9 protein-coding genes are annotated in these 12,491 nt (G+C 69.2%); 4 read left to right on the forward strand and 5 right to left on the reverse strand.

The features are described from left to right. The first annotated feature begins 1 nt into the window (after position 1). Together J0M27_RS11510 and J0M27_RS11515 are read left to right on the forward strand one after the other, a co-directional pair. Positions 2-424: a nuclear transport factor 2 family protein gene (locus J0M27_RS11510; protein WP_294991498.1), complete on the forward strand. Its 423-nt coding sequence runs from the start codon at positions 2-4 to the stop codon at positions 422-424. A 63-nt stretch (positions 425-487) separates the two neighbouring features. Beyond that, positions 488-1,630, forward strand: coding sequence for a methyltransferase domain-containing protein (locus J0M27_RS11515; RefSeq protein ID WP_294991501.1), 1,143 nt, complete (start codon positions 488-490; stop codon positions 1,628-1,630). Positions 1,631-1,651: 21 nt separating this feature from the next. On the opposite strand, the gene J0M27_RS11520 is transcribed toward J0M27_RS11515, so the two are convergent. The 5 genes from J0M27_RS11520 to J0M27_RS11540 all read right to left on the reverse strand — a co-directional run bounded on the left by J0M27_RS11520 (position 1,652) and on the right by J0M27_RS11540 (position 10,254). After that, positions 1,652-2,587, reverse strand: coding sequence for a DUF808 domain-containing protein (locus tag J0M27_RS11520; protein ID WP_294991504.1), 936 nt, complete (start codon positions 2,585-2,587; stop codon positions 1,652-1,654). 7 nt (positions 2,588-2,594) lie between these two features. Then, on the reverse strand, positions 2,595-5,291 hold the full coding sequence (locus tag J0M27_RS11525) for a glycosyltransferase (protein WP_294991507.1): 2,697 nt from the start codon (positions 5,289-5,291) through the stop codon (positions 2,595-2,597). 23 nt (positions 5,292-5,314) lie between these two features. Then, on the reverse strand, positions 5,315-6,952 hold the full coding sequence (locus tag J0M27_RS11530; RefSeq protein WP_294991510.1) for a sulfatase-like hydrolase/transferase: 1,638 nt from the start codon (positions 6,950-6,952) through the stop codon (positions 5,315-5,317). Between the two features lie 430 nt (positions 6,953-7,382). Then, positions 7,383-9,446, reverse strand: coding sequence for a VWA domain-containing protein (locus J0M27_RS11535; protein WP_294991513.1), 2,064 nt, complete (start codon positions 9,444-9,446; stop codon positions 7,383-7,385). After that, positions 9,433-10,254, reverse strand: coding sequence for an AAA family ATPase (locus tag J0M27_RS11540; protein WP_294991516.1), 822 nt, complete (start codon positions 10,252-10,254; stop codon positions 9,433-9,435). The genes J0M27_RS11535 and J0M27_RS11540 overlap by 14 nt, the downstream gene beginning before the upstream one ends. Positions 10,255-10,347: 93 nt before the next feature. On the opposite strand from J0M27_RS11540, the gene J0M27_RS11545 reads away from it, so the two are divergent. After that, complete coding sequence (locus J0M27_RS11545) at positions 10,348-11,862, forward strand: 4-hydroxyphenylacetate 3-hydroxylase N-terminal domain-containing protein (RefSeq protein WP_294991519.1); 1,515 nt, start codon at positions 10,348-10,350, stop codon at positions 11,860-11,862. Between the two features lie 49 nt (positions 11,863-11,911). After that, entirely contained in the window at positions 11,912-12,469 is a 558-nt protein-coding gene (locus J0M27_RS11550; RefSeq protein ID WP_294991522.1) for a hypothetical protein, read from the forward strand. Positions 12,470-12,491 lie beyond the last annotated feature (22 nt).

Below are 12,491 nucleotides of genomic sequence, written 5' to 3' on the forward strand. Positions count from 1 at the left end.
CATGAACCACCTGCAAGAGTTGATCGACTGGTTCGAACACCTGAGCCCGGCAACGGTCGACCGCGTGCCGGACTTCTACGCCGCAAACGCCGAGTTCAAGGATCCCTTCAACGAGGTGCGCGGCACGGAGGCCATCGCCCGCATCTTCGGCCACATGTTCACCCAGGTCGATGAACCGCGCTTCGTGATCGACAGCCGCTTCAGCGGCGAGGATGGCGTGATGCTGCTGTGGGACTTCCACTTCCGCACCCGCGGCCGGCGGCCGCAGGCGATCCGCGTGCGCGGCGCCAGCCACCTGCGCTTCGATGCCGCCGGCAAGGTCGTGCTGCACCGCGACTACTGGGACACCGCCGAAGAGCTGTATGCCAAGCTGCCGCTGCTGGGCGCGCCGATGCGTTTCCTGCAGCGCATGGGCCGCGCCTGACATGCGCTGCCGGACGCGGTGCCGCGCCGTGTCGCAGGCGCCGACTTTTGGCTGAGCCCGACGGTGGACGCAACCGCCGTCGTCGCCATCGAGGCGCGCCTGGAATGGCACAGCGATCAGGCGGCCCATGTCGATCGCCTGTTGGTAAGGCCCCCGGCGCTGCAGGCCGATGACCGCTGGCGGGCGGCGGGCGAGGACGTGCTGCGCGGCGACACCGCCGCGCTTGACCCGGCGCCCTTGTGCCAGCCCTGCGGGCAGCCGAATCTCGCGCTGGCGCGGGCCGGCTTGCGGCTGCCGGCCGAGCTTGCCGTCGGCCGCCATTACCCGCGCGGAATCTTCGGCCGGGCGCCGGGCAGCCCGCGCGACATGCGCCCCGTGCGGCTGGCGGAGCTTGCGGATGACGGCACGCTGCAGCTTGACCCCAACCATCCGCTGGCCGCCGCCCAAGCTCGCATGATCCTCGCGCCCGCAGCGGCGCCGGCGGCACCCGCGCTGCGGCTCGAAGAACTGTTTGCCGGACCCGGCATGCAGCGTCTGCCCGCGGCGCCCGCGCTCGCCTACTTCACGCCCGGAGCCTTCGACCGGTCCGACGCGGCAAGCGACATCGCCTTCTACGCCCGGCCACGCCTGACGCAACACCTCGACGCCCGCTGCCGGGCCGAGCTCGCGGCCCTCTACGGCCGCCTGCTGCAGCCCGGCATGCGCGTGCTCGACCTGATGGCCGGCGTCGACAGCCACCTGCCGCCGGCGCCGGCCGGGCTGGAAGTGGCCGGGCTCGGCATGAACGCGGAAGAACTCGCCGCCAACCCGCGCCTGACGGAACGCGTGGTGCAGGACCTGAACGCCAGCGCCGTCCTGCCCTGGCCCGACGCCGGCTTTGACGCCGTGCTCAATACCGCATCGATCGAGTACCTGCTGCGACCGGCTGCGGTGGTCGCCGATGTGCTGCGCGTGCTGCGTCCCGGCGGCGTGTTTGCCGTGGCCTTTTCCGACCGCTGGTTTCCGACCCGGGCCATCGCGGTCTGGTCCCGGCTGCACGCCTTCGAGCGCATGGGCCTGGTGCTGAGCCTGCTTTACCAGGCCGGCTTTACCGACCTGCATACCGAGTCGCTGCGCGGCGCGGCGCGCCCGGCCGACGATCGCTACATCACGGTGCGTGATTTCGCCGATCCGCTGTTCGTGGTCCGGGGCCGCAAACGCGACTGAGGACGGCGGCCCGCCGCGTGCTCAGTGCGCACCGGCGCCGCGCAGGCGCGCGACCAGCTTCACCACCGCCAGCGCCAGCGCACCGGCCACCACTCCGAGCAGGATGTCGAGCAGGGTCGGCACCACGGCGGCGAGCAGGCCGCCGATGCCCGCCACGGCGCGCAACGCGGCATCGAGGTGGTGCAGGACATCGTGGCTGCCCGGCATGCCGTGCATCAGGATGCCGCCGCCGACCATGAACATCGCCGCGGTGCCGATCACGGTCAGCGCCTTCATCAACTTCGGCGCCGCGAGCAGCAGGGCGCGGCCGACCGCGGCCTGTGCGCGGCCGCCACGCTCCAGCAGCCAGGCGCCGGCATCGTCCAGCTTGACGATCCCCGCAACCAGGCCATAGACGCCGATCGTCATCAGCACGCCGATGCCTGACAGCACGGCGACCTGGAACGCAAAGGGCTTGTCGGCGACGGTGCCCAGGGTAATGACGATGATCTCGGCCGACAGGATGAAGTCGGTGCGGATCGCGCCCTTGATCTTGTCGGCCTCCATGGCCACCAGGTCGATTGCCGGATCGGCCAGCAGGGCGATCTGCTCGGCGTGATGGGCGGCATCCTCCGCGGCCGGGTGCAGCCACTTGTGGGCAAGCTTTTCGACGCCCTCGAAGCAGAGGAACACGCCGCCCAGCATCAGCAGCGGCGTGATCGCCGCCGGCAGCAGGGCGCTGATCGCCAGCGCCGCGGGCACCAGGATCGCCTTGTTCTTCAGCGAACCGACGCCGACCGCCCAGACCACCGGCAGCTCGCGCTCGGCGCGCACGCCGGCGACCTGCTGGGCATTCAGCGCCAGGTCGTCGCCGAGCACGCCGGCGGTCTTCTTCGCCGCGACCTTGGTCATCAGCGCCACATCGTCGAGGATGGTGGCGATATCATCGAGCAGCGCAAGCAGGCTGGCACCGGCCATGGCTATTTCATTCGATCCGAGAGAACGGCAGGCAGTTTATCCGCGATGGACGCGAAATCCTCGATTCGACAAGCCGACAGACGACTGCGGCGCAATAGGGCAGCGACTGGATCGCCAGGATGGCGATCCAGCCCAGTCGCCCCGTGTCGTCCGGGCTGCGACTCAGCGCCAGCAGGCATATGCAGAACACCAGGCCGACGAGCAACGCGAACTCTTCCTTGATGCCCCGCACGAAGCGCGGTCCGGAATCTGGCGCTTCCGGTGCGGCGTCCGCCGCCGCGGCCACATCCTGGTCGGCGGCGGCGGATGCTTTCTGCGTGATCTCGAACACCGCCCGGTGGCTACGCAGACCCTGCAGCACGCCGCGCGCGATGCGGTGCGACAGGGCCATGCCGGCGACCGCCGCACCCAGGCGGTCGGCCAGGCCGCAGGGCACGCACCGTGTATAGAGCAGCGGGCCGATCAGCAGCCGGGCGGCGAAGAAGGCGATCAGCGGCAACACGAACAGCCACAGTGGCGGCTCGACGGTAGTCGGCAGGTAGACCATGCCCAGGCTGAAGGCGATCACGATGATGGTGAACAGGAAATGCAGCGTGTCGCCCAGCCATGGCAGCCAGCCGGCCAGAAAGTGGTAGCGCTGGGCAAGCGTCAGGCGCGAGCGGCCCAGCAGCGAACCGGCGTGCAGCCGGAAAATCTGCGTCGCGCCCTGCGCCCAGCGTTTCCTTTGCCGGGTGTAGGCCGAAAAATCCCTCGGCAGCAGGCCGGTCCCGAGCTGGCGGTCGACGTAGACCGCCCGATAGCCTGACTGCAGCAGGCGCAGTCCGAGTTCGGTATCCTCGCAGATGCAGTCTTCGTTCCATCCGAGGCGACGCAGATCGGCGGCCCGCACCAGCGTCATCGTGCCGTGCTGGATGATGGCATTGCGCTCGTCCCGGTGGTGCATGCCGATGCGGAAGAAGCCTTCGGTCTCCCAGTTCATCATCCTGTCGAAGCGACGCGCAGACCAGTGCCGATGGGCTTGCGGCGCCTGAACCAGGCCAACCGCAGGATCCTGGAAATGGTTCTGCACCTGACGGAACCACTGCGGATCGACCACGTAGTCGGCATCCACCACCGCGATCCACTGCGCCGCCGGGTCGGTGAGCGCCAGGGCCTGGTTCAGGGCACCGGCCTTGTAGCCGGGCAGTTGCACCCATTGGGCGAAGCGCAGCCGCGAATCCCGCCGGGCAGCCATCCAGGCCGCCAGCTTTTCGCGCGCGTCCGGGTCGCTGGTGTTGTTGTCCACCACGATCACCTCGAAGGCAGGCCAGTCGATGGCCAGCAGGGATTCGACGCTTTCGATGACCATCCCGGGCGGCTCGTTGGCGCATGCCATATGGATGCTGATGAAGGGTGGCGCTGCGGGGGAATATTCCGCTGCCGGCGCGACGTCTCCCGGCCCGTCCGGCCAGAAGCGCTCGGAGAATTCGAATGCCTGCGCCAGCAGGGTGGCGCTGATGAAGGCGAGGGCGGCCACCACCAGCACGAGTCCGAAGACGTCGGTCAGCGTCAGGTAGTGGGCCAGCGGGATGGACACCAGGATGACGCCCGCCGAGACGACGGCCTGGGCGATCGCGCAGAACGTGATCCGCCCCGCCAGCCGCATCCGCGGCACGGCCAGCAGGAAGGCCAGCATCATCGCCGCGCCCAGCACACTGGCCGCCCTGGCCTTGTGCCGCCAACGCGGGTCTTTGACTACCGGTCCGCTCAGGTCGAACTTGGGCTGGCGCCAGGCATCCCACAGGCCCCAATACGCGCCGGCGCGCCCTTCGGTGGACATCTTCCACGGCTGATCGAAGGCCTCGATCAGGTAGTAGTCGAGTCCCAGCGAAGTAGCCCGCTGCAGGAAGTTGCGGACGAAGAACGCCTGGTTCGCCGCCGTGGCGCGGGCCTTGCCCAGGGTCGGGCCGTTGCTGGGCCAGCCGATTTCGGCGATCACGACCTTGCGCTCCGGGAAGCGGGCCTGCACCCGTGCGACCTGCTTCAGGCTGGTTTCCACGGCGGCGTCTATGGATTCCTTCTCCCAGTAGGGCAGCACGTGGATGGCGATGAAGTCCACGTGCTGGGCCAACTGCGGCTGAGCCAGCCAGACATGCCAGGGTTCGGCGGTCGACACCTGGACCGCCGTGCCGCGCAGCGCCAAGCGAACCTGGTCGAGATAGGCGACGAGGCGGTTGGGCGGCAACGCGGCCTTCAACTGCGTTTCATTGCCCACGATCAGCCGATGGACGTTCGGATGCGAGCGGGCAAGGTCGATGGCGGCGGCGAGTTCGCGCTGGTTGCCGTCCAGCCTTTCATTCAGCCACGCGCCCAGCATCACCTGCAGGCCGTGCTTGCTGGCGATCGCAGGCAACTCCGGATGGGCGGCCGCGGTATAGGTGCGGATGCGCTGCGTGTGGCGCGACAGCAGCGCCAGGTCCCGGTCCAGGTCGGTGGCCGACGGGCGCTCTCCCTCGATCGGGCTTTCCCAGCGGTCGGCGCCGCTGTAGGAGAACCCGGCGACCGGCCCGCCGTGGTCGGGCGCTTGGATCTGCCCATGAAACAGCGCCCAGACGGCGAGGTTGATGCCGGCAATGCCCAGGGCGATCATCAGTGCGGCGGCCCATCGCCCGTGGCGCTTGGGCGATGCCGTGGTGGCCATCGGGGACGGGATGGGTCTTTGCACTGCAGTGGCCGGCTGGATCGGCGCTAGGGCCGCGCCGGGGCGGGGCCGAAACCGCTGAGCAGCAGGCTCGTCAGGTGATGGATGCCGCCCAGCACCGTGCGCTCGGGCCACAGGCCTTCCGAGAAGCCCTGGGCCTTGAAGCGGTCGAGCAGGCGCCGGTCACGGCTGATGATGTGCACGGGCACATCCCAGGGCGGTCGCTCGCCGGTGATGTTGGCCGTCGGCTGATGGTCGCCGATCAGCACGTAGATGGTTTCCCGCGCTTCCGGCAGTTTGAAATAGCCGCTCAGCCAGCGATACACATAGTCGACGCTGGCCAGGTAGCTGGGGCGCATGTCGAGCCAGTCCACTTGCTGGGCAGCGACGGCTTCCAGTTCCTCCCGATCGAATGGCGTGGCGGTCAGCGCGCGCTGCCAGTCGGGCTGGTAGGGCGGGACCGGACTGAAGGGGAAGTGCGAACTGATGGTCGGAAAGAACAGCACCCTCGGCGGGCTGTCGGCGGTTCGCGGGAACTGCTGCTCGTAGCGGGCCAGCGCGATCTGGTCGGGAATTTTCCAGAAGGTGATCGGCGGACCCTGGTAGCGCAGCGCGGGGCCATCGATGTAGTGGTCGAACCCGTAGTACACATGCTCGGGCCAGGGCCACGAGACCGCGTGATACACGCCGAAGGTCTGGTAGCCGGCCTGCTTGAAGAGGTGCAGCAGCGTGGGCCGGCGGGTGGTCAGCAGCAGGTCGTGGCGCCGCGGGTCCGACAGGTCGATGCCCGACAGCAGGGACAGGTGCGCCAGGTCGGATGCGCCGCCGACCGTGGGCGAGCGGAAGAATCCCGAGACGACCTGGCGACCGCTGGCCGTCAATGCGTCCTGCAGGGCCCGACGCGCGGGATCCGAGGCCGGTCGCGCCTGGGGATGGTCGTAGAGCACCGCACCGAAGGACTCCAGGAAGATGAAGCTCACGTCCCGATTGGCCAGTGCCGAGAATACCTGCGGACCGTGCGTGGCCAGGGCGTCCTCGGTTGCCGTGACGGCAGGCAGCGCCCCCGCCAACCGGCCCGGCGCATGTACATCCCAGAGCAGCCCGATTTGTCGTGCATAGGTCGGCAGCATGGCGTCGGACGCCCAGCGGCCCGTGCCGGCGACCCCCGCCAGGTGCGCAGCCGCCAGCAGGGCCGCGCCGAAGCTGATCAGCCAGGCCGGAAACGACCGCAAGGACCACGGCACCAGGGTCTGCGTCAGCGTCGACAGGCAAAGCCGGATGACGGCAAAGAGCAGCCAGGCGCCGCCGAGCACTGCCGCCGCCGCTGCGGCGGACAGCCACGCGGGGTGGTCCTTGGCCGTCACCCAGAGGAATCTCGGCAGTTGCGGCAGATCCCAGTAGAGGTTGACCGGCCGGCCGAACAGGCTGGGCGCCGTGACATCGGCGTAGCGGCCCAGGATCAGGCACAACACGAGGGCCGACAGGATCCCCAGCGCGCGGCGTGACAGTCCGGGCCGGCGCGCCGCCAGCCACAGCAGGAGCAGCCACAGGGCGACGAACTCCGGCGCCAGCCGGGCCTGCGGAACGATGCCCGGCGTCGGCCACCAGGGCCCGAAGCTCAGCAGTCCGTTGAGGAGCAGCAAGGCCACCGCGCCTTTCAGTGCCGCGGGCCAGTTCAGGGGCATTCGCAGATGCGTTATCGGCATTTCGTCCCGGCCGTCGATCCTTGGCCGGCCTTCGCCGGCAATCGCCCGCTGGCAATGTAGCCCATGCGTTAACGTGAAACAACCGTTGCGATGTCTATGAAAACTATCGAGCGTAGCGAGCCAGATGGTAGCCCCTGCCCCGGGGCGGGGGATGGGGGGTGGGGGGCGATCCATTCGCCTTGCGCGTGTTTCATCTTCAAGGGTGGAGTCAGCGCAGCATGAGCGTTTGGCAGAGGAAATTCAGTGCGACACACGTGAGTATCTTGACTCCCTTCGCCTCTGTCAATTTTTTGCGGATCCGCAGGGAGAAACAGGGCAGTCCGCGAGAAAACCGCCCACACCGCCGTATCGCCAGCGCCGACTTTCGGGCCCGTCCTGCGCCAGGACCGGCCGAGATTTGCAATGCCCATCAAATCGTCAGCTTGCGATAAATCTCCGCCACCTTCAGCGGCAGCTTGCGCACTTCGTCGAGCACGGCGTAGGCGGCGGGGCCGTACATGCGCTTGAGGTAGTCCGCGCCTTCGCGGTCGATGGTGATGCAGAAGGGGCGCACGCCGGCGCGGCGCGCTTCGAGCAGGGCCTGGCGCGTGTCCTCGATGCCGTAGTCGCTGCGGTAGTCGTCACCGAAATCGTCGGGACGGCCATCGGAAATCGTCACCAGCAAGCGGTGGCGGGCCGGTTCGGCGAGCAGCTTTTCGGTGACGAAGCGGATCGGCGGCCCCATGCGCGTGTAGTCGCGCGGCTGGATCGCGGCGATGCGCGCCTGCACCCCGGCGCCGTAGGCCTCGTCGAACTCCTTGATGCGGTAGAGGTCGCTGCGGGTGCGCGTCCAGCCCGAGAAACCCCAGATCGCGTAGCGGTCGTCGAGCATTTCCAGCGCCTCGCAAAGCAGCACCAGGGCTTCGCGCTCGGCGTCGTTGACCCAGCCCTGGGTGCTGCCGCTCATGTCCACCAGGAAGACGGCGGCCAGCGAACGCTCGTCGCGCTGGCGGCGGCAGAACAGGCGCTCTCCGGGCTCGGCGCCGCCGCGCCGATCGGCGATGGCCTCGACCAGCGCATCCATGTCCACGTCCTGGCCGTCGGACTGGCGGCGCAGCACGCGGTCCTCGCCGCGCATGGCCTCGAAGCGCCGCCGCAACTGGCGGATCAGCGGCGCATGGCGCGCACGCACGGCAGGGACGTAGCTTTCGTCACCGCCGCCGACCGCGTGCAAATAGACGTGGCACCACTGCCGCCGGTAGGCCCGGCGCCGGCAGTCCCATTCGTCGAACAGCGCATCGGCGCGGGTTTCCAGCGTGCCCGGCTTGCCGTTGCCAACCCCATTCGGCTTCCATTCCGCGGCGCCGGCCGGCACCAGCAGCTCGGGCGTGATCTCGCCCAGGTCCTGCAGCAGCGACTGCGCGGCGGCCAGTCCTTCCGGCGGCAGGGTGACGCTGGCGCCGTCGATCTTCAGGTCGAGTTCCAGGCGCTCCGGATCGGCATCGACGTCCAGCTCCGGCGGCGCGCCGTCCTGGCCGGCGTGCATGGACTCCAGCAGTTCGGCAATCGACAGGCGCAGCACCTGGCTCTGCTCGCGGATGCGCGCGGCGCGCAGCTCGCGCGCGACCGCCGGGTGCAGCGCGGGCAACCAGGCAAGAGTCGGCGCTGGCGACACGGCGATTTCGGCATGATCGCGCAACCAGGCGATGCTGTCGCCCGCTCCGGCGGCAGGCCCGGCGAGCACCGTGCGCGCCGTACCGAGTTGCGGCGGCAGGTCGGCCAGCAGGGCCGCCACCTCGGCGCGCAGGCCCGGCAGTTCGCGCTCCAGCTTGGCACCAAGACGCAGGTTTTCGAGCAGGGCCAGCCAGTTCAGCGCATGGCCGGGTTGCACGAAATCCGCCAGCGCCGCGTCGATGTCGATGGCGTAAGTGCCCCAGCGCGCCTGCGCCCAGAGCATGGCGGCCAGCGCCAGGTAGCGGTCGGCCGAGGCCTCGCGCGATGCCAGCTCCACCAGCGGTGGCAGGAACACGGTCTCGGTGTCGGTCCACGGCCGGGCATCGGCCTCGACGCGCAGCGGGCGGCCCGACAGCCCCTGCAGGAAGCGCAGCAGGCGGGGCGTGATGGCGTCCAGGCTCACCGCCGCCGGCGAGACGCCGCGCGCGAAACCCTCGATGTCGCGCAGGCGCATCACCGCCGCGCGCAGGCCGACGCGGTCGAAGCCGTCGAGCGCGGCGACCACCCAGGCCTCGGCCTGGCGCAGGCTTAGCGCGCGCAGGGCCTGCGGCGCCAGCAGCATCACCAGGTAGGCGATTTCGAGATGGGTGCGCGCCGCCACCGTGGCCCAGTGCAGGGCGAAATCCTGGGTGGCCCGCTCGGCCGGCAGCAGCGGCTCGATCAGCTCGTCGTAGTTGCGGCCCGAGGAAACGTCGAAGCTGAAGATCGCGTCCAGGCGTTCGCCCAGCGCGGCGCGATCGAGCGGTTCAGAAGACGGCACGGATCAGGTCGTCGACGGCGGACACCGAATCGGCATCGTCCGACAGCGCGCGCCCGATGGCCGCGGCGCAGGCATCGCGCGGCGCCACCCCGGAGGCGATCAGGTGGCCGGCATGCACCAGCAGGCGGGTGCTGGCGCCCTCGTCGAGGCCCTGGCCCTTGAGATTGCGCGTGAGGCCGGCGACCTTGACCAGTTGCGCGGCGACCGCGCCGGCGATGCCGGTCTCGCGCGCGACGATGGCGGCCTCGAGTTCCGCCGGGGGGTAGTCGAAATCGAGGGCGATGAAGCGCTGGCGGGTGCTCTGCTTGAGTTCCTTCAGCACGCTCTGGTAGCCGGGGTTGTAGGACACCACCAGCATGAAGTTGTCGGGGGCGCGCACCAGCTCGCCGCGCTTTTCCACCGGCAGCACGCGCCGCGTGTCGGTCAGCGGATGGATCACCACCGTGGTGTCCTTGCGCGCCTCGACGACTTCGTCGAGGTAGCAGATGGCACCGGCGCGCACGGCGGCGGTGAGCGGGCCGTCGAGCCAGACGGTTTCCTCGCCGGCCAGCAGGTAGCGCCCGACGAGATCGGCGCTGGTCAGGTCGTCATGGCAGGCGACGGTGACCAGCGGCCGGCCGAGCTGCCAGGCCATGTATTCGACGAAGCGGGTCTTGCCGCAACCTGTCGGTCCCTTGAGCAGCACCGGCAGCTTCTTGCCCGCCGCCGCGCGGAACAATTCGACCTCGCGGCCGACGGGCTGGTAATAGGGTTCGGCGGCGAAAGTTTCGAGTTCCGGCGCCAGGGCGTGGAGATGGGGTCGGTTCATCGCGTGGGGTCCTCTGCCGGTCTTGGCCTGCCGGCTGGCTTCACTTTAGCAGCTTCGGCGGCTAGTATCTGCTGCCAGTCCCGGGAGAAACCCATGCTGATGACTGCCGACGCCTACCGCGAATCCCTGCGCCGCCTGAAGCCCCAAGTCTATGTCGATGGTCTCGCCGTGGCGTCGGTCGCCGACGACCCGGCCCTGGCCCCGGGCGTCAATGCCGTGGGCCTGAGTTACGACTTCGCACTGCGCGAGGACACCGCCGTGCTGATGCGCGTGGCCGCGGGCGACGGCGGCAAGGATTGCAACCGCATGCTGCATGTGCCGCAAAGCTGCGACGAGCTGCTGCAGAAGCTGGAGGCCGTGCGCCTGATCTGCCGCTACACCGGTTGCGCCCAGCGTTACCTGGCCGGCGACGCCATGGCCGGCATCCTGCAGGCCGCGCCGGCGCTCGACGCCGTGCACGGTACCGAGTACGCGGCCCGCGCCCGCGCCTACCATGAGCACATCCGCGACGCCGACCTGGCCGTCGGCATCGCCATGACCGACGCCAAGGGCGACCGCTCGCAACGTCCGCACGCCCAGGCCAACCCCGATGCCTACGTGCATATCGTCGAGCGCCGCGCCGACGGCATCGTGATTTCCGGCGCCAAGGCCATCGTCACCGGCGGGCCCTACATGCACGAATTGCTGGTGATGCCGGGGCGTGCCATGACCGACGCAGACGCCGAGTTCGCCGTCTGCTGCGCCGTGCCGATCGACGTCGATGGCCTCACCCTGGTGGCGCGCCCGGCGGGGCGCCCCGGCGAGGCCGCAGCGCTGTTCTCCAACCGCTACGGCCAGAGCACGGCCGTTTGCCTGTTCGACAAGGCCTTCGTGCCCTGGGAGCGCGTCTTCCTCGCCGGCGAGTGGCGCCACAGCGAGGAACTCACCTATGCCTACGCCACCCACCACCGCCACACCTGCATCGCCGCGCGCGCCGGCTACGGCGACCTGCTGATCGGCGCCGGTACGCTGATGACCGAGGCCAACGGCCTCGACACCGGGCATGCCCACGGCCTGCGCGAAGCCATGACCGAGTTGATCACCATCGTCGAGGGCTTCTATGCCTGCGGTGTCGCCGCCTCGGTGTATGCGACGCAGGAAGCCGGTGGCATCGCCATGCCCGACGCGGTGTTCGCCAACATCGGCAAACTGCTGCTGGCGACGCAGATCTACGACATGCAGCGCCTCGCCCACGAAGTTTCGGGCGGCCTGATCGTCACCCTGCCCGGCCCCGACGAGGACCACAACCCGGCCACCGCCGGACGCATCTCGGAAGTGCTGACCGCGCGCTCGGACGTGCCCTACGAGAAGCGCATCGCCGTGGCGCGCTTCATCGAGGACCTCACCGCCTCCTACCAGGCCGGCTGGTATTCGGTGATCAGCCTGCACGGCGGCGGCTCGCCGGCCGCCATGAAGAAGGAGATATTTCGCCGCTATCCGCTGGCCGATCGCGTCGAGCTGCTTGAAAATCTGCTTGACCGGGGTATGCTGTCCGACTCGCGGTGCCGTATCGCCATCGGTCGCCAGCCCGGGCGCTGTTGTGCCGAGGGTTGCAAGCCCGACAACTGAAGCCTTCCACCCACTTTTTTTGCTGAGCCCCGCCATGAACATGACTGGAATGCATGCCGCCCTGGCGGCAATCCTGATATGCCTCGCCACTCCCGGCGAGGCCGGCCGTGCCGGCAGTCGCTCGTCGTCCTCGAAGTCGAGCGCCAGCCCGCCGCCGTCCGCAACGAAGAGCGCGTATCGCGACGCGGCCACGCCGGCTAAAAGCGGAGGGATCAATATCAACATCAATACCGGCAGTTCGTCTGCCGGTGGCGCATCGTCGACCGGTGTGGCCGCCGGTGCCGCAGTCGGTGTCGCGGCGGGCGCGATCGCAGGATCCGCAGCGGCGAAGAAATCGCCCGACGACCCGCAGCGCGAGATGGACCGGCAGAGCCAGCAGGTGGAGCTGGCGCGGATCGCCGACGAAAAACGCCGGGCGGATGAAAAGCGCAAGGCCGAGGAACTCGAGCGGCTGGCCAGGGAAGCCGAGGAGGATCGCAAGCAGGAAGCGGCGCGCCTTGCAGCGGAAAAGAAAAAGAGGGAAGTCGCTCGGCAGCAAACCGATGTCACCCCCCGCTGCGTGCTGAAGCCGGTAATGACGGACGCCGAGATCGCGCGCTGCCGCTGAGTCGGCGCCGACGGCACGGCGG

Origin of the sequence: Sulfuritalea sp. (assembly GCF_017302275.1) — a bacterium.
Taxonomy (GTDB): domain Bacteria; phylum Pseudomonadota; class Gammaproteobacteria; order Burkholderiales; family Rhodocyclaceae; genus Sulfuritalea.